Consider the following 23,588-nt stretch of genomic DNA (forward strand, 5'->3'; position numbering starts at 1 on the left):
CATTCGCCGGTTGCCATTTTTGTGGGCAATCTCATCCGAATGCGAAACAATCGTGCACACTTTTGCCGCACTGCACAAGAGAAATTGCGCAAGCGTCCACGAGGACACAGAATTGTGGGAAATTTGCATCAGTTGCGTCCGAAGCAATCACTCATTTGCGGTTAAGCTCGCGCGTGTCTATGGGCATTAGGCCGTTGCCTTGCCCCCTTCAGGGAACGGTCCCCGACACTGCCGATTTATATGACAGTCGCACCATGCTGAACGCCCTGAGCAAGATATTCGCGCGCCGACCGCAGCCGCGCCAGCCTGCCGTTCCGGCGGGGGCGCGATACTATGTCATCGGCGACATCCATGGCCGGCTCGATCTCTACGAGGCGATGATCGAGGCGATCGAGCGCGACGATGCCGCAAGCACTCCGGCCGACACCCGGATCATCCTGCTCGGCGACTTGGTCGATCGCGGGCCGGACAGCGCCGGGGTGATCAAGCGAACGCGCAAGTGGCAGAAGAAGCGTAACGTCCGCGTGCTCGCCGGAAACCACGAGGAGATGTTCCTGCAGTCCTTCGAAAAGGAGGATATCCTGCGCCATTTCCTCAAGCATGGTGGGCGCGAAACCATCCTGAGCTACGGGCTTTCGAAAAAGCAGTTCAACGCCATGACGCTCGATGAGCTGTTCAAGCTGTTGCCAAAGCTTATTCCGCAGAAGGACCGTGACTACGTGGCATCCTTCGAGGAACTGATCGTCGCCGGAGATTACCTGTTCGTCCATGCGGGTATCGACCCGTCGCTGCCCATTGCCGATCAAAAGCGCAGCGACATGCTGTGGATCCGCGACCGTTTTCTCAACCATCAGGGTCCGCTCGAGAAAGTTGTGGTCCACGGGCACACGATCTTCGACAAGGTGATGGATTGCGGAAACCGCATCGGGATCGACACCGGCGCCTTCCGTTCGGGCGTTCTCACCGCGCTCGTGCTCGAAGGCGAAGAAAAGCGGGTGATCCAGACCGGCGATGTCGACGGCTCGATCACGGTTTCGCATGAGGACCACGAGGGCACGCTCGATCGGGTCTGACGATCCACGATAGGGCTTGGGTGCAGCCGTCCATAGTGTAACCTGCCGTCAGCAGCGCCCGAACAGGCTAGCGGGAGGACACACGCATGACCGTTTTGCTCGATTGGCTTGTCAATCTGTTCGTCTTCTCCGTTGGTCTGATCGTCCTCGCGGCGATTGTGCTGTTCGTGATCGACCGCAACCAGACCAGCGACGCAGTGAGGCGGAACTATCCGGTCATTGGCCGGGCGCGGTATATCTTTTCCGAGCTGGGCGAGTTCTTCCGCCAGTATTTCTTCGCGATGGACCGCGAGGAGATGCCTTTCAACCGTGCCCAACGCGACTGGGTCTACGAAGCGGCGAAGCACGAATCGACAAATGTCGCCTTCGGATCGACCCGCAATCTCGAAGCGGTCGGCACGCCGATCTTCGTCAATTGCCCATGGCCGACGATGAAGCGCGACGCGGTCAAGGCTGCGCCGATGCGGATCGGCGAAGGCTCCGCGCGGCTTCCCTATGACGCGCCGTCGATCTTCAACATTTCCGGGATGAGTTACGGCGCGCTGTCGAAGCCGGCGGTGCGCGCGCTGTCGAACGGTGCCGCCAAGGCAGGGTGCTGGATGAACACCGGCGAAGGCGGTCTCTCGCCCTACCATCTCGAAGGCGGGTGCGACATCGTGTTCCAGATCGGCACCGCCAAATACGGTGTGCGCGACGGCCAGGGCAATCTCTCCGACGAACGGCTGCGCGAGGTCGCGGCCCACGAACAGGTGCGGATGATCGAGCTCAAGCTCTCTCAAGGAGCCAAGCCCGGCAAGGGCGGCATCCTGCCCGCCGAGAAGGTCAACGCCGAGATCGCATCGATCCGCGGCATTCCCGAAGGCGAGGCCTCGATCTCGCCCAATCGCCATCCGGAGATCGGCAACAATTCCGAGTTGCTCGACATGATCGGGCACATTCGCGAGGTCACCGGCAAGCCGGTCGGGATCAAGCTCGTGATCGGTGCCTATGGCTGGATCGAGGAACTGTTCGCCGAGATCAACCGCCGCGGCCCCGACAGCGCGCCGGATTTCATCACCGTAGACGGCGGCGATGGCGGGACCGGGGCAGCCCCGCTTGCCCTCATCGACAATGTCGGGCTGACCCTGCGCGAGGCGCTGCCGATGCTGGTCGACCTGCGCGATGCGGCAGGCCTCAGGGATCGCATCCGCATCGTCGCCAGCGGCAAGCTCGTGACACCGAGCGAAGTCGCCTGGGCGATCTGCGCGGGTGCCGACTTCATCAACTCGGCACGCGGCTTCATGTTCGCGCTCGGGTGCATCCAGGCGATGAAGTGTAACAAGAACACCTGCCCCACCGGCATCACCACGCACAATCCCAAGCTGCAGCGCGGGCTCGACCCGGCCGACAAGGCGGTGCGGGTCGCCAACTTCGTCGAACAAATGCGCGAGGAAGTCGGCACGATCGCGCATTCGGTCGGCGTGAAGAACCCGCGCGAGATGAAGCGCTACCACGTGCGGCTCGTGTGCGCCGACGGGCGATCCCGCCCACTGGATGAATTGTATCCGCCGGTCCAACAGGTCGCCTGAATCGATAGCTTAAAAGCCGAAATGGACCCGCCCTCAAGCACCGAAGCGGTAGGGCAGAAAGGATGTCAGGGGGCGTCATAAGCCGGGTTCTGTCTCCGCGAGCCGATATCCGAAGATCAGCGCTGCGGCGGCAGCCATTCGTCTAGGCCATCCGTTGCCGAATGGCTCGAGCAGCCAACCCGGGCCTCTCGCGGCGAAACGCCACTGCCCGCCCGAAAGCGGACGCGAGGCCCCTATTTGGCCTTGCTCCAGGTGGGGTTTGCCATGCGGACGCTGTTGCCAGAGCCCCGGTGCGCTCTTGCCGCACCCTTTCACCCTTGCCTGTGACCTTTAGGGTCCATCGGCGGTATACTCTCTGTGGCACTTTCCCTGAATGCCGCCCGTGAGGTAGGCACCCGGCGGGCGTTACCCGCCACCTCTGCTTCGTGGAGCCCGGACTTTCCTCGGTACCTCGCGGTAACGCGGCTGCCTCGGCCCCCTGACAGATGCCGCTTATACCCGAAACCACATGTAGGAAAGCTTTACCGATATCGGCTCATCGCGCCGCGCCGCGATCGCGTTCGAGCAGAAGGTGCCACAGGATCGCGCCCAGTTGTGCGTCCACCCGTCCCTCGATCCGCTCGGGCCGCCAGCGCCGCTCGAACGCTTCGATCGCCTTGCGCCCTTCGGTGATGTCGTAGCCGAAGCGCTCGAGCGCGAGGATAAAAGCGCCTTCATTGTGGAACGGATCGCCCTTTTCGAGCTTGGCGGGCCGCGGCAGGCACAGCCCGTATTCGGCCAGCCGGTCCCACGGGAACAGCTCTCCGGGGTCGACCTTGCGCAACGGCGCCACGTCGGAATGGCCGACGACATTGGCGCGCGGAATGTCGTAGTCCTTCACGATCCGCGCCAGCAGCGGCACCAGCGCTTCGAACTGCGCATCGCTGAACTCGCGATAGCCCAGCGCATGGCCCGGATGGTCGAGCTCGATCCCGATGCTTGCCGAATTCACGTCCTTGGTGCCGCGCCAGTAGGAAGCGCCCGCATGCCAGGCGCGCTTCTCCTCGGGCACCAGGCGGATGACCTCGCCTTCTTCGGTGATGAGGTAGTGCGCGGAGACCTTGGCCTCCGGATCGGTCAGCCGTTCCAGCGCGGTCTCGACCGGCTTCATCTCGGTGTAGTGGATCACCGCCATGGTGATCGGCGTGTTGCGCTCGTCGAAATTGGGCGAAAGCTCGGTCCGGTGCACCAGCTCGGCATCGTCCTTGCCGGTGTAATAGCTGGGATCGAACGGCGTGCTCATCGTTCAGCCGATCATGCCTTCGGGCTCGGGGATGATCGCCCCCAGCACCAAGGCATCGTCGGTAAGAGCATATTGCAGTCCGCCGCCCAGTTCCTCGGCGAGCAGCGCGATCATGTGCGCCGCCGCTGTCCGGCTGGTGACCTCGACCGCTGCGATATCGCCCTGCAAGGCATGGCCGATGGTCTCGTCGAAAGCGATCTTCGCCCCGCGCGCCCGCGCGACGATCTCGACATTGCCTTCGCGCTTCTCGGCGCCGATATCGAGCGTGCCGCCGCGCACCAGCGCATCGAGCGCGATCTGGGCGAGGTTGAGCAGCACTTTCACCGCAGGCTTGGGCAGGCTGCTTTCGCCGACTGCCCAGTTGATCTCGACCCGTTTGTTGTCGCCCGCAAGCGCGTCGATGACATCGCGCGCCTCTTCGACCGGCACGTTTTCGCCGAACCCGCCGGCGGCACCGAAGGCAAGACGGAAGAATTTCAATTTGTCAGTGCTGATCTTTGCGCTCTGTTCAAGCAGTTCGATGCAGCGCTTGCGCATCTCCGGATCCTGCTCGTCGGCGAGCAGCTCGAGCCCGTTCGACAGCGCGCCGACGGGCGAGAGCATGTCATGGCAAAGGCGCGAACACAGCAGGGCGGCGAGGTCGGTTTGCGAGGTCATTCAGCTTTTCCGTGTTAGACCTGAACGAATTCGGGTGACGAAGTTGACACCTGCGTCAATTTCGCAAGCCAGTGATAAGTCGTTGTCATTGTTGATATTCTGTCCCTGTCGACCCGCTGAAATTGACACTTCGGCGCTTTTCAAAAAAAATCCCTGGCCCATGTCACAGGTGCCAAACGTGTTGGAGTGATACCTCTAGCGCGTTGCCAACGCGTAGGAAAGCGCCTCGAAACCGTCCGGATCGTCGCGCCAAAAGCGGACAGTTTCGCCCGCGGCAATCGCCCAGACCCGTCGGTCCCCGGCGGACTCGGCGCGATCGGCCCGGGACGGTTCCGGATCGCCGACCGGATGCGAGTGAAAATATCCCATGACTTTGAGACCACCGGTGCGCGCGGCGCGATGGGCGTCGATCAACGCCTGCGGGTCGATTTCGAAATGCGTTTCGGGGGTCGGGTGGATGTTGGCGGTTTCGGTGAATTGGGTGATGCCCGTTCCATCGCCGAGCAGGATGCCGCAAGCCTCGCGCGGATGCGCAGCGCGGGCGGCGGAGAGCATGGCGTCCAGGACACTTTGCGCCAGCATCACCTCCCCTTCCCCGCTCGTCCTGAGCTTGTCGAAGGACCGTTTTTCCTTTCTAGCGCTTGCCATGCCGTTCTGGACCTACATCCTTCATTGCCGAGGCGGTGTCTTTTACACCGGACATACAGATGATCTGGAATATCGCGTCGCACAGCACAAGGCTGGCGGCGGTTCGACATTCACATCCGAAAGGCTTCCGGTCGAACTGGTTTGGTCGGAGGGGTTCCAGACGAGGCAAGAGGCTTTCGAAGCCGAGCGAAAGATCAAGGGCTGGTCGCGGGCGAAGAAGCTCGCGCTAATTCGCGGGGATTGGAACGCGGTGTCACGTCACGCAAGAAAGAAGGACGGTCCTTCGACAAGCTCAGGACGAGCGGAAGTGATTGAAGGACATGTGACCGCCCCGGCCCGCCTCGACAAGGCGCTGGCCGATACGACCGCGCTCAGTCGCGCGCGGGTGCAGGCGCTGATCGGCGAAGGGCTCGTCGAGGTCGATGGCGTCGTGGCGTCGTCGCCGAGCGCCAAGGTGGTCGAAGGCGCGCAGTTCCGCATCACCGTGCCCGCCGCCGCCGAACCGCAAGCGCAGCCGCAGGATATCCCGCTCGATATCGTGTTCGAGGACCAGCACCTCATCGTGGTCAACAAGCCCGCCGGCATGGTCGTCCATCCGGCGGCGGGCAATCCGGATGGCACGCTGGTCAATGCCCTGCTGCACCATTGCGTGGGCCGGCTTTCGGGGATCGGCGGGGTCGCACGCCCCGGCATCGTCCACCGGATCGACAAGGACACCTCGGGCCTGCTGGTCGTGGCGAAGTCCGATGCCGCGCATGAAGGCCTCGCAAAGCAGTTCGCCGACCATTCGATCCACCGCCGCTATCTCGCGGTTTGCGCGGGCCATCCCAACCCGGCCGAGGGCACGATCGAGGCGCGAATCGGGCGCAGCGACGCCAATCGAAAGAAAATGGCGGTGCTCGACAAGAATTCCTCACGCGGGAAAACCGCCATCACCCATTACAAGTGTCTTCAACGGCTGGAATCGGCTTCGCTGATCGAATGCAGGCTCGAAACCGGCAGGACACACCAGGTGCGCGTTCACTGTGCATCAATCGGTCATGCGCTATTAGGGGATCCACTCTACGGCAGGACGCCCAAGCCCTTGAAACCCATCGTTTCCGAGCTTCGATTCGCCCGTCAGGCGCTGCACGCGGCGGAATTGGGGTTCACCCACCCGATCACCGGGGAAACCATGCGTTTCGAGGCCGATTTACCCCCCGATATGAGGGAACTAATCGACCAACTTGGGCGTTTTAATCGATGAAATGCGCGTAAATCGCGTAAAACTGGTCTATATGTAACCGCGTGGCCCGAAATGCCGGATGCCCATCAGGGGTCCGGGGAGCGAGGTCGACATAAGAAAGGTTAGGGAAGAAGTGAGCAAAACGAAGACGCCGACGGTACCCGCCCTGGGCGGTGAGCAGGGACTCAATCGCTACCTGTCGGAAATCAAGAAATATCCGGTGCTTACGGCCGAGCAGGAATACATGCTCGCCAAGCGCTATGCCGAACACGAGGATCCGGAAGCGGCCGCACAGCTGGTTTCAAGTCACCTGCGGCTCGTGGCCAAGATCGCGATGGGATATCGCGGCTATGGCCTGCCCGTGTCCGACCTCATTTCCGAAGGCAATGTCGGCCTGATGCAGGGCGTGAAGAAGTTCGAGCCCGATCGCGGCTTCCGCCTCGCGACCTATGCGATGTGGTGGATAAAGGCTTCGATCCAGGAATTCATCCTGCGCAGCTGGTCGCTCGTGAAAATGGGCACCACCGCCGCGCAAAAGAAGCTGTTCTTCAACCTGCGCCGGATGAAGAAGCAGCTCGAGGCCTACGAAGACACCGACCTGTCGCCCGAGGACGTGACCAAGATCGCGACCGATCTGGGCGTGCCGGAGCAGGAAGTCGTCAACATGAACCGCCGGATGATGATGGGCGGCGACGGCTCGCTCAACACGCCGATGCGCAATGGCGAGGAAGGCTCGGGCGAATGGCAGGACTGGCTGACCGATGACGGTCCGCTGCAGGATGAAATGGTTGCCGACGCCGAAGAGGCCGAAGTGCGCCACGACATGCTGGTCGAAGCGATGGATTCGCTCAACGACCGCGAGAAGCACATCCTGACCGAACGCCGCCTGACGGAAAAGCCGCAGACGCTCGAAGAGCTGTCGCAGGTCTATGACGTTTCGCGTGAGCGCATCCGCCAGATCGAAGTGCGCGCGTTCGAGAAGCTGCAAAAGGCGATGCAGCGCATCGCTGGCGAGCGGCTGTTGCCGGGCGTCGCATAACGCGAAACCATACATTGCGGCGAAAGCCACAGTTGAATAACCTCCCGTCGCGCTAACGCCGCTTCGGGAGGTTTTTCATATGTTCGCACGTTTTCGTCTGGCCGCTTTTGCGGCGCTGGTTGCCGTTGTCGGCGCCGGATCCCCTGTTGTGGCCCAAGGCGTGGTTGCCAACGCGCCCGACCCCTATGTGCATAAAGGCGTCGCGGTGGAATTCCCGGAAACGGCGGGCGAATTCGAACGCCACAAGGTCACCGAATTCAACGCAGATGGTACCGATGTCGGCATCGGATACAGCATTGCGGGACTTCCGGGTGAGATCACACTGTACCTCTACCCTGCGCGGGGGGTCTCGTGCCAGGATGAGTTCGACGGAGCAAAGACTGCGATCGAACGACGCAACGGCAAACTGGTGAAGAATGCGCCGGAACTGACGATCCCGGGCTTTCCTGGCGCGACCCAGAAATCCGCGCAGTTTTCAGTCAAACAGAACGGCTATGGTTTCGAGCACCCGAAACTGATCTCGTTCCTGTGGGTCGGATGCATGGCCGACGGCAAATGGCTCGCGAAATATCGCGGCTCGTTCTTCGACCGCGACACCGGGAAGCTCGACGGCGTGGCCGAGCGCCTGTTCTCGCAGATTGACTGGTCGGCGCTCACCGCGCAGCAGCCCTAAAGCTGCTGCTACGCCTCACTCGGTCGGAGCCAGATCCGTGACCGCCGCGATCATCGCGCGGGTGCCCAGCGTCACGCTTGGTTTTGGCGCAATCTTGAACAACGGGCTGTGGTGGCTCGGCACCGGCGGACCACCGTTCTCGGCTGCGTCGAAGGCCTCCTGCGGGGTACCGCCAACCGCGAAATAGTATCCCGGCACGTCGAGTTCCTCGGTCACGAAATAGGCGAAATCCTCCGCGCCCATGCCCTTCTGTTCGAACGGCATGAAGGCGTCTTCGCCCAGTTCGCGCTTCATCACGCCGTTCAGCCGCTTGGCGAGCCCGGGATCGTTGTTCGTGACCGGCGTACCCTCGCTCACGGTGACCTTGACCGGAAGCTCGTCGGGCAGGCCGTGGGCCTTGCCGATGCCGACCGCGATCCGCTCGATCGCCTCGAGCAGTTGCGCGCGGGTTCCTTCGTCGTTCGCGCGAACCGTCAGCTGCAGGTCGGCGCGGTCCGAAATGATGTTGTGCTTCGTCCCCGCCTGGAACGCGCCGACCGTGATCACGGCAGGCTTCAGCGGCATGACCTCGCGGCTGACGATCGATTGCAGCGCGGTGACGATCTGCGAGGCGATGTAGACCGGATCGCGGCCCGTATGCGGGCTCGCGCCGTGCGCGCCGACGCCGGGGACCATGATGTCGACGCTGTCCGCGCTCGAATACTGGATGCCCTCCGAGGCCGAGACCTTGCCGGTCGGGAATTGCGCAGCGACGTGAAACGCGAGCGCGTAATCGGGTTTGCCGAAGCGGTCGTAAAGCCCGTCCGCGATCATCGCCTTGGCCCCGCCGACGCGCTCCTCTGCGGGCTGGACGACAAACATTACGGTGCCCGACCACGCATCCTTGTTGCCTGCCAGCCAGCGCGCGGTGCCGACCATCGAAGTGATGTGCACATCGTGACCGCAGGCGTGCATCACCGGGTATTCCTTGCCGTCCTGCCCGACCTGCGTTGCGGTGGACGCATATTCGAGACCCGATTTCTCCGGCACAGGCAACCCGTCCATGTCCGCGCGCAACAGGATCAGCGGCCCTTCTCCATTGCGCAGCATCCCGACCACGCCGGTCCCGCCGACGCCTTCGGTGACCTCGACCCCGGCCTTGCGCAGTTCCGCGGCCATGCGCGCGGCGGTCTTCGTTTCGAGGAAGGAAAGCTCGGGGTTCTTGTGGAAGTGGACGAACAGGTCCGCGAGATAGCCTTCGTAATCGGCGGCGATCGCATGCGCGACGTCGTGATCGTCGGCAATGGCGGGTGCGGCAACGGTCGCTGCAGCCAGCGCGAGGGCGGCGGTGGCGGAACGGAACAGGCGCATCGGATTCTCCTCGTGGATGTTCTTGGCACGCTTCCAAGCACGCTGCGCCCTCTACCGCAAGACATGCGCGATTGCGCCCTCGCAAAAGCGGCAGTAAATGCGGGCTCGCAATGCGCCGCGCCCTTTCCCTCACAACCCGATTCCTGGCCAAGGCTATCCTGTGGTTCGTCGGGATCAGCCTGATCCTCGTGATCGTCTTCAAATGGGTGCCCGTGCCCGTCACAGCGACCATGCTGATGGACGAAAACGGCATCACCAAGGATTGGGAAAGGCTCGACAATATCGATCCCAACCTTGTCGCGGCGGTGATCGCGGCGGAGGATTCGAAATTCTGCGAGCACTGGGGGTTCGACACCGAGGCGATCGAACAGGCGATGGAAGAGAACGCGCGCGGCGGACGCATCCGCGGCGCTTCGACGATCAGCCAGCAGACCGCCAAGAACGTGTTCCTGTGGCAAGGCGGCGGCTATTTCCGCAAAGGGTTGGAAGCGTGGTTCACCTTCTGGATCGAAGCGGTCTGGGGCAAGGAACGGATCATGGAGGTCTATCTCAACGTCGCCGAGACCGGGATCGGGACCTACGGTGCCGAGGCCGGAGCGCAGCGCTATTTCGGCAAGTCCGCCGCGCGGCTTTCGCGCGACGAGGCAAGCCGCATGGCGGTCGCCCTGCCCAGCCCCAAGACCCGCTCGGTGGTCAATCCCGGCGGCTGGCTCGCTCGCCACGGCAATTCGGTCGAACGCCGGATCAACGTCGTGAAGGGTGACGGGCTCGATTCATGCGTTTATGACTGACCCCGGATGGGTCATTCGCACGCACATCATCATTCCCACGCGCCCGGTCGCGGCGACGGCGATACCGATTGTCACGGGCTGCACGACCATCACGGCCACCATCACGCACCCAAGGATTTCGGCCCCGCGTTCCTGATCGGCGTCGTGCTCAACACCGGCTTCGTCGTGGTCGAGGCCCTGTTCGGCTTCCTCTACGGCTCGATGGCCCTCGTGGCCGACGCAGGCCACAACCTCTCCGACGTGCTCGCACTCCTGCTTGCATGGGGTGCCAATATCGCGGCCAAACGCCCGCCAAGCGAGCGCTACACCTACGGCTTCAAGAGCTCGACCATCCTTGCCGCGATCGCCAACGCGTTGCTGCTGGCGGTGGCGATCGGAGCGATCCTGTTCGAGACAATGCACCGCCTGCTCGAACCGAGCGAGCCGCAAGGCGAGGTGATGATGATCGTCGCCGGGATCGGTGTCATCATCAACGCCGGCACCGCCATGCTGTTCTTGCGCGGGCAGGAAGATCTCAATATCCGCGGTGCCTATCTGCACATGGCCGCCGATGCGCTGGTTTCGGTCGGCGTCGTGGTGGCGGGTCTCGCGATCGTTGTCTCGGGCCTGTGGTGGATCGATCCGCTGGTCAGCCTAGCCATTGTCGCGATGATTGCATGGGGCACGTGGGGCCTCGCGAAAGACAGTATTCGCATGGGGTTACTTGCAGTTCCTGCAAGGATTGACGTGAGCGAAGTGCGCGGCCATCTGGCGGGTCTCGAAGGGGTGAAAGCGGTGCACGACCTGCATATCTGGCCGATGTCGACAACCGAGACGGCGCTGACCGCGCATCTCGTGATGCCCGGCGCCCCTTGCAGCGACCAATTCCTGCACGAGATCGCCCATTCGCTCGAAGACCGTTTCGGGATCAATCACGCGACGATCCAGGTCGAACGCGGCGAAAAAGACGATTGCGGGACCGGCTGCTGATGGCGAATTCGCCGACCCCGGCCTCGCCAGAGGCCCGCGAAGCGCTGCGCGCGGCCATGGTTCGGCTCGCCGAGGGTGACACCGCCGCATTGGAGCAGGTATACACCGCGACCCGAGTGAAACTCTTCGGCATTTGCTTCCGTATCTTGGGCGATAGGAAGGAGGCAGAAGACGCCTTGCAAGACGTCTACGTCAATCTGTGGCAGCGGGCCAACCGCTACGACCCCGAACGGGCGAGCCCGATTTCGTGGCTGGCGACGTTTGCGCGCAACCGCGCGATCGACCGCCTGCGCACCGGCAAGGTGCGGGGTGGCGCCGTCCCGGTCGAGGAAGCCGCTCCGCTGCCAGATGCCGCCCCGCTGGCCGACCAGTTGCTGATCGACGGCGAGCGGGCGGCACGCGTTCACACATGCCTCGAGACACTGGAAGAGAACGCGCGCGACAACATCCGCGCGGCATTCTTCGATGGAAAGACCTATGCCGAACTCGCCGAGGAGCGGGACGTCCCGCTCGGCACGATGAAAAGCTGGATCCGGCGCGGGCTCATGAAGCTGCGCACATGTCTGGAGGCGGGCGAATGAGCGGCGGGGACGATACCATGCGTGACGACGCGACGCTCGCGGCCGAATATGCGCTCGGGCTGCTCGAAGGCGAGGAGCTGCTGTCGGCGCGCGGACGCGAGGCAACCGACGTCGCGTTCGCAGCGCAAGTGGCGCAGTGGGAAGCGCATCTCGCTCCGCTGCTCGATGACGTGCGGCCGGTGGAGCCGACTGCCGACATCTGGCCCCAGATCGAAGCGCGCATCGATGGTTTGCGCGCAACCCAGGCCGAAGTCGAGCTCGCGGGCGGTGGAGGCTCCGCCGCCAATGTGATCGAGCTGCAGACGCAGGTGCGTCGCTGGCAATGGGCCGCGGGACTCACCTCCGCAGCGGCAGCCGTGGCGCTCGCTTTCCTGGCTTTCGGTGGCGGCGGCGGTTCACCCGTCCCCGGACCGACCGACGCGCCTGTGCTTGCGAGCGCGGAGCCGCTGGTCGCGACCGTGCCGATCGGCGACACCGGGCTGCGGCTCGACGTCACCTACATTCCCGAAAGCGACAGGATGCTCGTCGCCGCGATCGGCCTGACGCCGGATGGCTTGCACGATCACGAGCTTTGGCTGGTGCCCGCCGACGGCGGCGAATTGCAGTCGCTCGGCGTGGTCGCGCCGGGCGAAGTGAAAGCCATGGAATTGCCCGAGACCATTGCGCGCAACCTTGGCGACGGGGTGCAGATCCTGCTGACCCGCGAGCCGATCGGCGGGAAGCCCGAAGGCGTCGATGCCGGACCGGTCGTGGCCGAGGGCGCGTTCTCCAAGGTCTGAGCCTGGCGCGCTCGTCTCAGCGCCGAAACCCCGCCTTTCATCCATTGTTTCAAGATTTTGCGATTTTCCCGCATCCGGCTCGCCGCGCGCTGCGTAGCTGTGCATGCAAGATCTGGGAGGGGCTTGCAGGAAAAGGAGATACCAATGCCTGTAACCCCGAATTCATTCAAAGCCGCAGCCTTCGCTGCTCTCGCCGCAACCACCGGCTTCGCCGCTATCGGCGCGGCTCCGGCCATGGCCGGACACCACAAGGAAGCCGCAAAATCGGCTCCGAACATCGTCGAAACCGCGCAGAGCACCGGCGTGCACAATACGCTCGTGACCGCCGTAAAGGCCGCGGGCCTCGTCGATACGCTTTCGAGCCCCGGCCCGTTCACCGTTTTCGCGCCGACCGACACCGCCTTCGCCAAGCTGCCCGATGGCACCGTCTCGACGCTGGTGAAGCCTGCGAACAAGGGCACGCTGACCACCATCCTCACCTATCATGCCGTCACGGGTAACGTGACCAGCGGCGACCTGGTGAAGCTGATCAAGAAGCATGGCGGATCGGCGACGATCGACACCGTCGCGGGCGAGACACTGACCGCGCGCCTCTCGGGCGACACGATCGTGATCACCGACGGCAAGGGCCGCGCGACCGCCGTGACCCAGGCCGATGTAAGCACGTCGAACGGCACGATCCACGTGACCGACGGGGTGTTCCTCCCGGCCTGAGCGAAGCCTACAACTTAGCGCCGCTCCACCGTTCCCCACCCCTCCCATCCGGGGCGGCGCAAACAGCGACCCCGTCCGGCCACTCCAGTGCCGGGCGGGGTTTTGCATTTTCGGAGCTGGTAAGCCTATCGGCCCTGCGCGGATGCTTCGGAATGGAGCGCCCGGAAATCGCTCGCAGTCATACTGGAAATGGCGTCATAGGCGGGCTTCGTAAGCGCCTTGTCCCCCTTACCTTCGCCGTAGACCTTGTAAGTCCCGTCCTTGGGATAGACGAGAAAGTAGAATTGCAGGTCTGCGGGAGACTTGGGGCCGGTAAAGAAGACAAGGCTTGCTTCGTCTTCGCATGCAAAGACATACCACTGGACGTTGTCGAAGTACCGTTCCACCGGACCGCGTTCACACTTCATGGGTGCGGGCTGGGACCCGGCCGCGTCTTGCGCAGCGAGCGGTGAGGCCAGCGTCAGCGCTCCCGCGCCGAGCGCTGCGAGCGAACTCAAGCAGCCGCTTCCTTCTTGCCCTCGTCATCGTTGGCGACGACGCGGATCGGGTCTTTCTTGCCCGCCACCACTTCATCGTCGATCACGATCTCGCTGACATTCTCCATATCGGGCAGTTCGAACATCGTATCGAGCAGGATGCCTTCGACGATCGAACGCAGGCCGCGCGCCCCGGTCTTGCGCTTGATCGCGCGTTCGGCGATCGCCTTCAGCGCTTCCTCGGTGAAGGTCAGCTCGACGTCCTCAAGCTCGAACAGCTTGTGGTACTGCTTGACCAGCGCGTTCTTCGGCTCCTTGAGGATCGTCACCAGCGCATCGACGTTGAGATCGTGCAGGGTCGCGATCACCGGCAGGCGGCCGACGAATTCGGGGATCAGGCCGAACTTGAGAAGGTCCTCCGGCTCACTCTTTTCGAGCAACTCGCCGACCTTGCGCTTGTCGGGATCGGCGACGTGCGCGCCGAAGCCGATGCTGCGTTTCTGCAAGCGGTCGGCAATAATCTTGTCGAGACCCGCAAACGCGCCGCCACAGATGAACAGGATGTTGGTCGTATCGACCTGCAGGAATTCCTGCTGCGGATGCTTGCGTCCACCCTGCGGAGGGACGCTCGCCGTGGTCCCTTCCATCAGCTTGAGCAGCGCCTGCTGCACGCCCTCGCCCGACACGTCGCGGGTGATTGAGGGGTTTTCCGCCTTGCGGGTGATCTTGTCGATCTCGTCGATATAGACGATGCCGTGCTGCGCCTTCTCGACATTGTAGTCGGAAGACTGGAGCAGCTTGAGGATGATGTTCTCGACATCCTCGCCCACGTAACCGGCTTCGGTCAGCGTGGTGGCATCGGCCATCGTGAACGGCACGTCGAAGGTGCGCGCGAGCGTTTGTGCGAGCAGCGTCTTGCCGGTGCCGGTCGGACCGACCAGCAGGATGTTCGACTTGGCGAGCTCGACATCGCCCGCCTTGCCCGAGTGCTTCAGCCGCTTGTAGTGGTTGTGGACCGCGACCGAGAGGTTCCGCTTGGCGGAATTCTGGCCGATGACGTAATCGTTGAGCGTCTCGAAGATTTCGCGCGGCGTGGGGACTTCGCCTTCCTTCTTGCCGGCGATCCCCGCTTTCGTTTCCTCGCGGATGATATCGTTGCACAGCTCCACGCATTCATCGCAGATGAAGACGGTGGGCCCCGCGATAAGCTTGCGCACTTCGTGCTGCGACTTCCCGCAGAAGCTGCAGTAGAGTGTGCTTTTGCTGTCAGTTCCGCTCAATTTCGTCATCCTGTAGTCCTCGAATCTCCCGCAGTGCACACATCGTGCTCCCGCAGGGGATTCGCCGAATGTAACTTGGGCGCCGTATGAATCAACTCATAGGCACGCTTTTTAGGTCCGCACAGGTGACTAAAATCTGACCTGAGCGGCGCAAAACCGGGTTCGTTCTTGCCCCTGTCCCGCATCGGGGCGGGTCCGGGCGGGGAGATGAAGGCCTGTTGGACCGGTTACTCGGGCGCGCCGCCCGATCCCTCTTCATTGCCCGTTTCTTCGTTTTCCGGGCGCGTTTCGAACACCTTGTCGACGATGCCGAATTTCTTGGCTTCTTCGGCTTCGAGGAAGGTGTCGCGGTCCATCGCCTTTTCGATCTCGTCGAGGGTCTGGCCCGTGTATTTCACATAGAGGTCGTTCATCCGCGCCTTGATGCGCAGGATTTCGCGGGCCTGGATCTCGATGTCCGAGGCCATACCGCGCGCACCGCCAGAAGGCTGGTGGACCATGATTCGGGCGTTCGGCAGCGCGACGCGCATGCCCGGCTCGCCCGCAGCAAGAAGGAAACTGCCCATCGATGCGGCCTGCCCCATGCACACGGTCGAAACGCGCGGCTTGATGTATTGCATCGTGTCGTGGATCGCCATGCCCGCGGTCACCACGCCGCCCGGTGAGTTGATGTACATGCTGATCGGCTTCGAAGGGTTTTCGCTTTCGAGAAACAGCAGCTGCGCGGTGATGAGCGATGCCATCCCGTCCTCGACCTGTCCGGTCACGAACACGATGCGTTCGCGCAGCAGGCGCGAAAAAATGTCGAAGCTGCGCTCGCCGCGGCTGGTCTGCTCGACCACCACCGGCACGAGTGCGCCGGTAAGCGGATCGCGCGTGAACTGGCCCTGGGTGCCGTAGGTTTCGCCGTTATTGCCGAGCAGGTCGATCATGTGGGGTATTTCCTCTTTGATGTCGGATGGGCAATGTCGGAGCACCGCTGGCAGGATTCAAGGGGTTTAACCATTCGCCTTGGGGAAAGCTCCTTCGTCCTGTGGCCAGCCTCGGACGAATCCAGCATGCGCGCACTTGCGCTGTCGGCAAAATCGCGCAATCCGTCGCGCATGAAAATGAGCGCACTCGCTTCGACCACCGGCCTCGCAGCCCTGCTTGCTGCCGGTTCCATAGCCCTTGCCGACGATCATTCCAGCACCGGCTTCGACGCGGTGACGGATGTTGCCGAACGGATCGAGCGGATCGAAACCCATGACAGCGGCCCGCACGGTCTCAACGCCGTGATCGTCTATTCCAAAACCGCCGGGTTCAAAGCGCGCGAGCTGGCGGATGCGGGTATCCTAAAGGGCCGCAGCGTGCTGGTGAAAGACAATATCGAAACCGAGGAATGGGCGACGACGGCGGGCAGCTATGCGCTGCTCGAAAACTTCACCCGCCGCGACGCACCGCTGATCGCCAACCTGCGCGAGGCGGGCGGGCTGGTGCTCGGCAAGGCGAATCTGTCCGAATGGGCCAATATCCGCTCGAACGATTCGACCAGCGGATGGAGCGCCGTCGGCGGGCTGACCCGCAACCCGCACGCGACCGACCGCAATGCGTGCGGCTCGTCGTCGGGCAGCGGATCGGCGGTGGCGGCGGGTTTCGCATGGGCTGCGATCGGAACCGAGACCAACGGGTCGATCACCTGCCCTGCATCGATCAACGGCATCGTGGGTTTCAAGCCAAGCGTCGGCCTGGTCAGCCGCACGCATGTCGTGCCGATTTCGAGCACGCAGGACACCGCCGGGCCGATGACGCAGAACGTTCATGATGCCGCGCTGCTGCTGAGCGCGATTGCGGGCGAGGATCCGGCGGACGCTGCGACCCTCGGCGTGCCCCGCATCGAAGACTACACCGCAGGCCTCGATACATTCTCGCTCGAAGGCGTGCGGATCGGCGTGATGCGCAACCAGATCGGCAATCGCGCGGACGTGCGTGCTGTTTTCGAAACGGCGCTCGGCGATCTCGAACGCGCGGGCGCCGTACTGGTCGACATCGAATTCGAGCCGAACCGCGAGATGTATGGCGACAGCTTTACGGTGCTGATGTTCGAGCTGCGCGAGGAAATGGGCAAGTATCTGTCCTCGATCCCGGAGATGCCCGGCGGCAAGACCCCGCGCAGTCTCGCCGACCTGATCGCCTTCAATGAAGAAAACGCCGATATCGAGCTGCGCTTCTTCGGACAGGATCTCTTCGAGCAGGCGGAAGCAACTACCGATCGCGAGGCCTATGAACAGGCGCGCGAGAATGCGGTGCGGATCGCGGGCGAAGAGACGCTCGACACGCTGTTGGCCGACAACGACGTGCAGTTCCTCGTCGCTCCGACGCGCGGACCGTCATGGGTCAGCGATCTCGTCAACGGCGATAATTTCAACGGTTCGATCGGATTCGGCAGCCCGGCGGCGATTGCAGGCTATCCGCACCTCACCGTGCCAATGGGCGCGGTCGAGAAGCTGCCGGTGGGGATCAGCTTTTTCGGAGCGAAATGGGCCGACCACGATGTCCTGAAAGCCGGCGCTGCATATGAAAGGGCGCGGACAGCCACGCTGCCCGCGCCCACATTCGAACCCTGGTCACCCGCGGAATAAAATTCCGCTGCGCCGGTCGATTACTTCTTCGCCGGTGCCTTCTTCGCAGCAGGCTTCTTGGCGGGAGCCTTCTTTGCAGCCGTGCTCTTGGCAGCGGGCTTCTTGGCCGGAGCCTTCTTCGCGGGCGCCTTTTTCGCGGCGGGTTTCGCCTCGGCGTCTGCCTTCTTGGCCGGAGCTTTCTTCGCTGGGGCTTTCTTGGCCGGTGCCTTCTTAGCGGCAGGCTTCTTGGCAGCAGCCTTCTTCGCCGGAGCCTTCTTCTTCGGCGCAGCCTTGGCCTTTTCGGCTTCGGCCTCGTCCTCGGCTTCGATCGCCGCTTGCAGCTCTTCCTGCGTCACTTCACGCTCGGTGACTTCTGCCTGATCGAACAGGAAGTCGACGACCTTGTCCTCGTATAGCGGAGCGCGCAGCTGGGCAGCCGCCATCGGCTCCTGCTGGATGTACTGCATGAAGCGTTCGCGATCCTCTTCGCGATACTGCGAGGCGGCCTGCTGGATCAGCATCTGCATTTCCTGGCCGGAAACCTCGACGCCGTTGGCCTGGCCGATCTCGGACAGCAGCAGGCCGAGGCGCACGCGGCGTTCCGCGATCGCCTTGTAATCGTCCTTCTCGTCCTCGATCTGCTTCAGAGCCTCTTCGGGGTTCTCCTCGTTCGCGGCTTCCTGCTGAAGCTGCGCCCAGATCTGCTCGAATTCGGCATCGACCATCGATTCCGGCACGGCGAAGTCGTGGCCCGCAGCCAGCTGGTCGAGCAGCGAACGCTTCATCTGCGTCCGGGTGAGCCCGGCGGTCTGCTGTTCGAGCTGGCCCTTCAGGATTTCTTTGAGCTTGTCGATGCTATCGAGGCCGAGCTGCTTGGCGAACTCGTCGTCGATCTTGGTGTCGGTTTCGACCTTCACCGCCTTCACAGTGACGTCGAAGGTCGCTTCCTTGCCGGCGAGGTGCTCGGCCTGGTAATCTTTGGGGAACGTGACGGTGATGGTCTTCTCGTCGCCGGTCTTGACACCGACCAGCTGCTCCTCGAAGCCGGGAATGAAAGTGCCCGAACCCAGCACCAGCGGTGCATCCTCGGCCTTGCCGCCTTCGAACTCTTCGCCGTCGAGCTTGCCGACGAAATCGATGATCAGCTGGTCGCCCTCGGCGCCTTTCTTGGTCTTGGCGGCGTCCTTGTAGCTCTTGTTCTGGCCGGCGATATTCTTGATCGCCTCGTCGATCTGGTCGTCGGTGACCGGAACGACCAGCTTTTCGAGCTTCAGGCCTTCGACCTTCGGAGCCTCGATTTGCGGGAGCACTTCGAGCTCGACCGTAACCTCGGCATCCTTGCCTTCTTCATAGCCTTCGCCGAGCGAGATCTGCGGCTGCATCGCCGGGCGCAGTTCCTCGTCCTTGATCACCTTGTCGACCGATTCGCGGATCAGATCGTTGACGGTCTGCGCATGGAGCTGCTCGCCGTGCATCTTCTTGACGAGATTCGCGGGCACCTTGCCCGGGCGGAAGCCGGGCATCTTCACCTGCGGCGCGATCTTCTTGATCTCGCTGTCGACTTTCGCCGCCACTTCATCGGCGGTGATCGTGATCACATAGGCCCGCTTGAGCCCTTCGTTCGTGGTCTGCTTGGTTTGCATGGGGTTCTAACTGGAGCCTTCTTGAGCAATTCGTGTGTAGGGTATCCTCATCCGGGCTGCGACAGGGACGAGGAATTGGTGCGGGCGAAGGGACTCGAACCCCCACATCTTGCGATACCAGAACCTAAATCTGGCGCGTCTACCAATTTCGCCACGCCCGCATGCCCGAACGAAGCCGCGCGGGAAACCCGAAGGACCCCCGCGCGCATCTGCGCAGCGCCTCTATCCCGCCTCTGGCAAAAGGGCAAGCGTAACGCGCTTGTTTCTGCGCGAACACCCGACTAAAGGGCCGCGCATGTCAGACGATACCAAAAACGACGTTCCGCCCGATCACCTCTCGGTCAACCCGCGCAGCCCGGCATTCGACGCCGAAGTGCTGCAGCGCGGCGTGGGCATCCGGTTCAAAGACCGCGTGCGCACCGATATCGAGGAATATTCGATTTCCGAAGGCTGGGTGCGGGTGCAGGCAGGCAAGACTGTCGATCGCAAGGGCCAACCGCTGACGATCAAGCTGACCGGCCCGGTCGAGGCATGGTACGAGGATCTCGGCGACAATCCTCCGGTTGCCAAGAAAGGCTGATCCCGTCCGCTGCTTGCCATCGCGGCTCGCAGGGGCCACTTGGCATCCAGCATGAAGCCTCAGGTCATCATCATCGGTCGCCCCAATGTGGGCAAGTCGACGCTGTTCAACCGGCTCGTCGGCAAGAAGCTCGCGCTGGTCGACGATCAGCCGGGGGTCACGCGCGACCGTCGCATGGGCGACGCCGAGATCGCAGGGCTCCAGTTCACCATCGTCGATACCGCCGGGTGGGAGGACGAGGACGAACTCTCGCTCCCCGGACGGATGCGCAAGCAGACAGAAGCCAGCCTCGAAGGCGCGGATGCGGCGCTGTTCGTTATCGACGCGCGCGCGGGCCTGACCCCGCTCGACGAGGAAATCGCCCGCTACCTGCGCGAACATGACGTCCCTATCGTGCTGGTCGCCAACAAGGCCGAAGGTGCAGCGGGCGAGAGCGGCGTGCTCGAAAGCTATTCGCTCGGCCTCGGCGAGCCGGTGCCGCTTTCCGCCGAGCACGGCGAAGGCATCGCCGACCTGTTCGGCGGGCTCTGGCCGATCATCGGCGAAAAGGCCGAAGCAGCCGAGGCCGCCGCCGAATTCGCAGAAAGCGAAGACGAAGACGCTCCGCTCGGCCCGCTGAAGCTGGCGATCGTCGGGCGCCCCAATGCGGGCAAGTCCACCCTCATCAACCGGCTGCTGGGCGAAGACCGCCTCCTGACCGGACCGGAAGCGGGGATCACCCGCGATTCGATCGCGATCGACTGGAAATGGACCGATCCCAAGACCGGCGAGGAGCGCGACATCCGCCTGATCGATACCGCCGGCATGCGCAAGAAACGCAATGTGGTCGAGAAGCTCGAAAAGCTATCGGTCGCCGATGCCCGCCGCGCGGTTGATTTCGCCGAGGTGGTGGTCCTGCTGCTCGATGCGACGCAGGGCCTCGAACACCAGGACCTCAAGATCGCCAGCATGGTGCTCGAAGAGGGGCGCGCGCTGATGGTCGCGATCAACAAGTGGGACGTGGCCGAAGACGCCTCCGGCCTGTTCAACGGCATCCGCGCCGCGCTCGATGACGGGCTTGCACAGGTGCGCGGGCTCCCGCTGCTCGCGGTCTCGGCCAAGACCGGCAAAGGGCTCGACCCCATGCTCGGCGCGGCTTTCGAACTGCGCGAAAGCTGGTCGCGCCGTGTGCCGACCGCAGCACTCAACCGCTGGTTCGACGACGCGCTCGAAGCCAACCCGCCCCCTGCTCCCGGAGGTCGCCGGATCAAGCTGCGCTATATCACCCAGGCTAGCACCCGCCCGCCGCGCTTCGTGGTGTTCGGCACGCGGCTGGACGACTTGCCGAAAAGCTATGAGCGCTATCTCGTCAACGGCATCCGCGCAAAGCTCGGCTTCGAGGCTGTTCCGGTGCGTGTCGTGCTCAAAAGTCCCAAGAACCCCTACAACGCCAACAAGGGCGGCGGGGGAAACTATTCTGGCGGCAAGGACCGGTCGTGATTGTCGAATTCATTGCATCGACCAACATCGCCGAGGACTTGCTGCAGCGAACAGCATCAACCCTGCGCGTGCAGGAAATCGTTCGCCTCAGTCTCGCCCCGGCCTTCCTTCTTGCCGCAATCGGCGCGGTCATGAACGTCATGATGGCTCGCCTGATCTGGATCGCAAATCGCATCGAGCGGCTTGAGGAGAAAATGGCAGACGTGCGCACCGAAAAAGATACGCGCGAACTTGCCCGTCTTCGTCGGCGACGCAAGCTCTCGCAGCGTGCGGTCATGCTGAGCACGCTTGCGGCTTTGACGATCTGTGTGGTGATCGCGCTGCTCTTTATCAGTGCATTCATTACCCCGCAGATCGGAACCATCACCGCCATAGCGTGGATCCTGACAATGGTTTTCCTGATTTCGGGATTGGTCAATTTCGCAGCGGAGACTTACGTCGCGGCGAGCGGACAATCGAAAACCGGTGCCGAGGACGAAGGCAGCTGAGGAATCGAAAGGGGCGGAGCATTGCTGCCCCGCCCCGTCCAAACTCACCGCAAGCGCGATTACATCTTCATCTCAAGCTCGCGCAGGAGATAGGTGCCCTTGATCTTGCGGATCTTGTTGTAAAGCTCGCGCACCGTCTTGCTGCTGCTTTCCTGGTTGGCCTTGCCCCAGGCCTCCATGAACTTGTCGTATTCGGCCTTGTCGGCATTGAGCGCGGCCATGTTCGGATAGTTGACCCGCAGTACAAGGTTGACCTCGTTGCTGCCGAATGGAACGACATAGATGCCATAGTCGGTGATCTGACCGACCGATTTGGCCGCTTCATTGGCTTTGACCCAGGTGTCCCGCAGCCCTTCGAGATAGAAATCGAGCTGGCCTTCATCGACCTTCACATAGGTGAGTTCGATGACCGTTTCCTGCGGTTCGTAGTCTTCCCAGACCTGCAGTTGCGCCGTGGCCGGTGTCGCCATGGCCAGAACAGCTGCTGCAACGCCACCAGCGATCGTTTTTCCAATAAGTGTCATGTAGTACCCCCAATAGTCGAGTGGATATGCGACCCAATCGATTTGGAAGGCGTGCGACCCCTCAAAAGGCGCGACCGTGTTGTGATTAGCCCCTGATTTCCCCGCTCCCATGCAAAGGCTTGCTCCTGCAGGCGCGCAAAGTCAACGGCGCGAAGGAGGCAGCGATCTGCCGGCGCGACTGTCGATCAAATGGCGAGCGGCCCGCAAACGAGATTGCGGGCCGCTCCTGAATATTCGTTTGTGCGAGCCGGACACTGCCGGCCGGGCGGTCAGCCCTCGCCCTCGCCGGCCGCCTTGCTTTGCAGCTGGACGTAGTTCTGCAGGCCCATCTTCTCGATCATGTCGAACTGGGTTTCGAGGAAGTCGACGTGCTCTTCTTCGTTGTCGAGGATCATCGCGAACAGATCGCGGCTGACATAGTCGCGCACCTTCTCGCAGTATTCGATCGCATCGCGCAGCAGCGGGATCGCGTCTTCTTCCAGCGCCATGTCGGCCTTGAGGATTTCCTCGACCGTCTCGCCGACACGCAGATTGTGGATCGCCTGGAAGTTCGGCAGGCCGTTCAGGAACAGTACGCGCTCGGCGAGCTTGTCCGCATGCTCCATTTCTTCGATCGATTCCTTGCGCTCGTATTCGGCAAGCTTGGTCACGCCCCAGTCGTCGAGCACGCGGTAATGCAGCCAATACTGGTTGATCGCGGTCAGCTCGTTGGTGAGCGCCTTGTTGAGGAATTCGATGACTTTCGGATCGCCCTTCATGGCGGTTGGTTCCCTTGCTTTCGGGCCGCGGCAACGCGCGGCGAATGTGATGATGGAGCACGCACAATATGTGCGCCCTCGCCCCCGCAGGCAAGGTCTGTAGGGAATATTTTTCTTTAGGAATCAGCTATTTGCGAGGCATTCGCAGTAGCGGTCGCGCAATTTAGATTGCGACTTTTTCGCAAGAAGGAAGCCCCCCGGCGAGAGCGCGTTCCTGGTCGATGATTTCGCCCGCCTTTCCAAGGCATTGCCCGCAATTGGGCCGCTTGCCGAGAGTCGCATAGGTTGCCTCTGCATCGCCACCGGAGCCCAGGGCCGCCTTGCGAAGCTCGTCTTCGCGAATTGCATTGCAGATGCAGATGTACATGGCGCTTTCGAATCACTCCTGCGAAGCGTTTGCAAAAGCAATTT

25 protein-coding genes, 1 tRNA gene, 1 other RNA gene and 1 pseudogene are annotated in these 23,588 nt (G+C 62.7%); 15 read left to right on the top strand and 13 right to left on the bottom strand.

Annotated elements, in window-relative coordinates; genetic code table 11:
- The first annotated feature begins 254 nt into the window (after positions 1-254).
- Positions 255-1,073: a metallophosphoesterase family protein gene (locus tag ACI5KX_RS13235; protein WP_406811128.1), complete on the top strand. Its 819-nt coding sequence runs from the start codon at positions 255-257 to the stop codon at positions 1,071-1,073.
- Positions 1,074-1,159: 86 nt separating this feature from the next.
- Positions 1,160-2,641 (top strand): FMN-binding glutamate synthase family protein, encoded by a 1,482-nt coding sequence (locus tag ACI5KX_RS13240; protein ID WP_406811129.1) that lies wholly within the window; start codon positions 1,160-1,162, stop codon positions 2,639-2,641.
- A 62-nt stretch (positions 2,642-2,703) separates the two neighbouring features.
- Here the strand turns inward: ACI5KX_RS13240 and rnpB are convergent.
- From rnpB to ACI5KX_RS13260, 4 genes are all read right to left on the bottom strand, one after another.
- Positions 2,704-3,122, bottom strand: an RNA gene (gene rnpB / locus ACI5KX_RS13245) — RNase P RNA component class A.
- Between the two features lie 54 nt (positions 3,123-3,176).
- On the bottom strand, positions 3,177-3,923 hold the full coding sequence (locus ACI5KX_RS13250) for an N-acetylmuramoyl-L-alanine amidase (protein ID WP_406811130.1): 747 nt from the start codon (positions 3,921-3,923) through the stop codon (positions 3,177-3,179).
- 3 nt (positions 3,924-3,926) lie between these two features.
- Positions 3,927-4,580: a histidine phosphotransferase family protein gene (locus tag ACI5KX_RS13255; protein WP_406811131.1), complete on the bottom strand. Its 654-nt coding sequence runs from the start codon at positions 4,578-4,580 to the stop codon at positions 3,927-3,929.
- Positions 4,581-4,775: 195 nt separating this feature from the next.
- A complete protein-coding gene (locus ACI5KX_RS13260) occupies positions 4,776-5,162 on the bottom strand; it encodes a Mov34/MPN/PAD-1 family protein (protein ID WP_406811132.1) in 387 nt (128 codons plus the stop codon).
- Positions 5,163-5,226: 64 nt separating this feature from the next.
- Here ACI5KX_RS13260 and ACI5KX_RS13265 point away from each other — a divergent pair.
- From ACI5KX_RS13265 to ACI5KX_RS13280, 4 genes and pseudogenes are all read left to right on the top strand, one after another.
- Positions 5,227-5,436 (top strand): annotated as a pseudogene (locus tag ACI5KX_RS13265) (GIY-YIG nuclease family protein); the annotation flags it as partial.
- 99 nt (positions 5,437-5,535) lie between these two features.
- The gene (locus ACI5KX_RS13270) at positions 5,536-6,474 is read left to right on the top strand and encodes an RluA family pseudouridine synthase (RefSeq protein ID WP_406811378.1); all 939 of its coding nucleotides are present in this window, start codon (positions 5,536-5,538) and stop codon (positions 6,472-6,474) included.
- Positions 6,475-6,532: 58 nt separating this feature from the next.
- Positions 6,533-7,492 carry an RNA polymerase sigma factor RpoH gene (rpoH, locus tag ACI5KX_RS13275; RefSeq protein ID WP_406811133.1) on the top strand — a complete coding sequence of 320 codons (960 nt, stop codon included), beginning with the start codon at positions 6,533-6,535 and terminating at the stop codon, positions 7,490-7,492.
- 79 nt (positions 7,493-7,571) lie between these two features.
- Positions 7,572-8,165, top strand: coding sequence for a hypothetical protein (locus ACI5KX_RS13280; protein ID WP_406811134.1), 594 nt, complete (start codon positions 7,572-7,574; stop codon positions 8,163-8,165).
- Positions 8,166-8,180: 15 nt separating this feature from the next.
- Here the strand turns inward: ACI5KX_RS13280 and ACI5KX_RS13285 are convergent, their stop codons facing one another.
- Positions 8,181-9,515 (bottom strand): amidohydrolase, encoded by a 1,335-nt coding sequence (locus tag ACI5KX_RS13285; RefSeq protein ID WP_406811135.1) that lies wholly within the window; start codon positions 9,513-9,515, stop codon positions 8,181-8,183.
- A gap of 110 nt (positions 9,516-9,625) precedes the next feature.
- Between ACI5KX_RS13285 and mtgA the strand changes: the two genes are divergently transcribed.
- The 5 genes from mtgA (at position 9,626) to ACI5KX_RS13310 (ending at position 13,349) form a co-directional block, all read left to right on the top strand.
- A complete protein-coding gene (mtgA, locus tag ACI5KX_RS13290) occupies positions 9,626-10,306 on the top strand; it encodes a monofunctional biosynthetic peptidoglycan transglycosylase (protein WP_406811136.1) in 681 nt (226 codons plus the stop codon).
- A 6-nt stretch (positions 10,307-10,312) separates the two neighbouring features.
- The gene (locus tag ACI5KX_RS13295; protein ID WP_406811137.1) at positions 10,313-11,275 is read left to right on the top strand and encodes a cation diffusion facilitator family transporter; all 963 of its coding nucleotides are present in this window, start codon (positions 10,313-10,315) and stop codon (positions 11,273-11,275) included.
- A complete protein-coding gene (locus ACI5KX_RS13300; protein WP_406811138.1) occupies positions 11,275-11,856 on the top strand; it encodes a sigma-70 family RNA polymerase sigma factor in 582 nt (193 codons plus the stop codon). The genes ACI5KX_RS13295 and ACI5KX_RS13300 overlap by 1 nt, the downstream gene beginning before the upstream one ends.
- On the top strand, positions 11,853-12,635 hold the full coding sequence (locus ACI5KX_RS13305; RefSeq protein ID WP_406811139.1) for an anti-sigma factor domain-containing protein: 783 nt from the start codon (positions 11,853-11,855) through the stop codon (positions 12,633-12,635). The genes ACI5KX_RS13300 and ACI5KX_RS13305 overlap by 4 nt, the downstream gene beginning before the upstream one ends.
- Before the next feature lie 144 nt (positions 12,636-12,779).
- Positions 12,780-13,349: a fasciclin domain-containing protein gene (locus ACI5KX_RS13310; protein ID WP_406811140.1), complete on the top strand. Its 570-nt coding sequence runs from the start codon at positions 12,780-12,782 to the stop codon at positions 13,347-13,349.
- 125 nt (positions 13,350-13,474) lie between these two features.
- Here the strand turns inward: ACI5KX_RS13310 and ACI5KX_RS13315 are convergent, their stop codons facing one another.
- The 3 genes from ACI5KX_RS13315 to ACI5KX_RS13325 all read right to left on the bottom strand — a co-directional run bounded on the left by ACI5KX_RS13315 (position 13,475) and on the right by ACI5KX_RS13325 (position 16,037).
- Positions 13,475-13,846 (bottom strand): hypothetical protein, encoded by a 372-nt coding sequence (locus ACI5KX_RS13315; protein ID WP_406811141.1) that lies wholly within the window; start codon positions 13,844-13,846, stop codon positions 13,475-13,477.
- Positions 13,843-15,114: an ATP-dependent Clp protease ATP-binding subunit ClpX gene (clpX, locus tag ACI5KX_RS13320; RefSeq protein ID WP_406811142.1), complete on the bottom strand. Its 1,272-nt coding sequence runs from the start codon at positions 15,112-15,114 to the stop codon at positions 13,843-13,845. Before clpX ends, ACI5KX_RS13315 begins: the two co-directional genes overlap by 4 nt.
- Before the next feature lie 218 nt (positions 15,115-15,332).
- Positions 15,333-16,037 (bottom strand): ATP-dependent Clp protease proteolytic subunit, encoded by a 705-nt coding sequence (locus tag ACI5KX_RS13325; protein ID WP_406811143.1) that lies wholly within the window; start codon positions 16,035-16,037, stop codon positions 15,333-15,335.
- A gap of 177 nt (positions 16,038-16,214) precedes the next feature.
- On the opposite strand from ACI5KX_RS13325, the gene ACI5KX_RS13330 reads away from it, so the two are divergent.
- Positions 16,215-17,726 carry an amidase gene (locus tag ACI5KX_RS13330; RefSeq protein WP_406811379.1) on the top strand — a complete coding sequence of 504 codons (1,512 nt, stop codon included), beginning with the start codon at positions 16,215-16,217 and terminating at the stop codon, positions 17,724-17,726.
- A gap of 20 nt (positions 17,727-17,746) precedes the next feature.
- On the opposite strand, the gene tig is transcribed toward ACI5KX_RS13330, so the two are convergent.
- Together tig and ACI5KX_RS13340 are read right to left on the bottom strand one after the other, a co-directional pair.
- A complete protein-coding gene (gene tig / locus ACI5KX_RS13335; RefSeq protein ID WP_406811144.1) occupies positions 17,747-19,348 on the bottom strand; it encodes a trigger factor in 1,602 nt (533 codons plus the stop codon).
- Positions 19,349-19,424: 76 nt separating this feature from the next.
- Positions 19,425-19,509 (bottom strand) — tRNA-Leu (locus ACI5KX_RS13340).
- Positions 19,510-19,643: 134 nt separating this feature from the next.
- Here ACI5KX_RS13340 and ACI5KX_RS13345 point away from each other — a divergent pair.
- The 3 genes from ACI5KX_RS13345 to ACI5KX_RS13355 are packed head-to-tail and all read left to right on the top strand — an operon-like array spanning position 19,644 to position 21,895.
- Positions 19,644-19,928 carry a DUF3297 family protein gene (locus ACI5KX_RS13345; protein WP_406811145.1) on the top strand — a complete coding sequence of 95 codons (285 nt, stop codon included), beginning with the start codon at positions 19,644-19,646 and terminating at the stop codon, positions 19,926-19,928.
- 51 nt (positions 19,929-19,979) lie between these two features.
- Positions 19,980-21,407: a ribosome biogenesis GTPase Der gene (gene der / locus ACI5KX_RS13350; protein WP_406811146.1), complete on the top strand. Its 1,428-nt coding sequence runs from the start codon at positions 19,980-19,982 to the stop codon at positions 21,405-21,407.
- A complete protein-coding gene (locus ACI5KX_RS13355) occupies positions 21,404-21,895 on the top strand; it encodes a DUF2721 domain-containing protein (RefSeq protein ID WP_406811147.1) in 492 nt (163 codons plus the stop codon). The genes der and ACI5KX_RS13355 overlap by 4 nt, the downstream gene beginning before the upstream one ends.
- 59 nt (positions 21,896-21,954) lie before the next feature.
- Here ACI5KX_RS13355 and ACI5KX_RS13360 read toward each other — a convergent pair whose 3' ends face one another.
- The 3 genes from ACI5KX_RS13360 to ACI5KX_RS13370 all read right to left on the bottom strand — a co-directional run bounded on the left by ACI5KX_RS13360 (position 21,955) and on the right by ACI5KX_RS13370 (position 23,544).
- A complete protein-coding gene (locus tag ACI5KX_RS13360; protein WP_406811148.1) occupies positions 21,955-22,419 on the bottom strand; it encodes a hypothetical protein in 465 nt (154 codons plus the stop codon).
- A 269-nt stretch (positions 22,420-22,688) separates the two neighbouring features.
- Positions 22,689-23,177, bottom strand: a complete 489-nt coding sequence (gene bfr / locus ACI5KX_RS13365) for a bacterioferritin (protein WP_406811149.1) — start codon at positions 23,175-23,177, stop codon at positions 22,689-22,691.
- Between the two features lie 163 nt (positions 23,178-23,340).
- On the bottom strand, positions 23,341-23,544 hold the full coding sequence (locus tag ACI5KX_RS13370; protein ID WP_406811150.1) for a bacterioferritin-associated ferredoxin: 204 nt from the start codon (positions 23,542-23,544) through the stop codon (positions 23,341-23,343).
- Positions 23,545-23,588 lie beyond the last annotated feature (44 nt).

This window comes from Erythrobacter sp. GH1-10, assembly GCF_045363165.1.
Taxonomy (GTDB): Bacteria; Pseudomonadota; Alphaproteobacteria; order Sphingomonadales; family Sphingomonadaceae; genus Erythrobacter.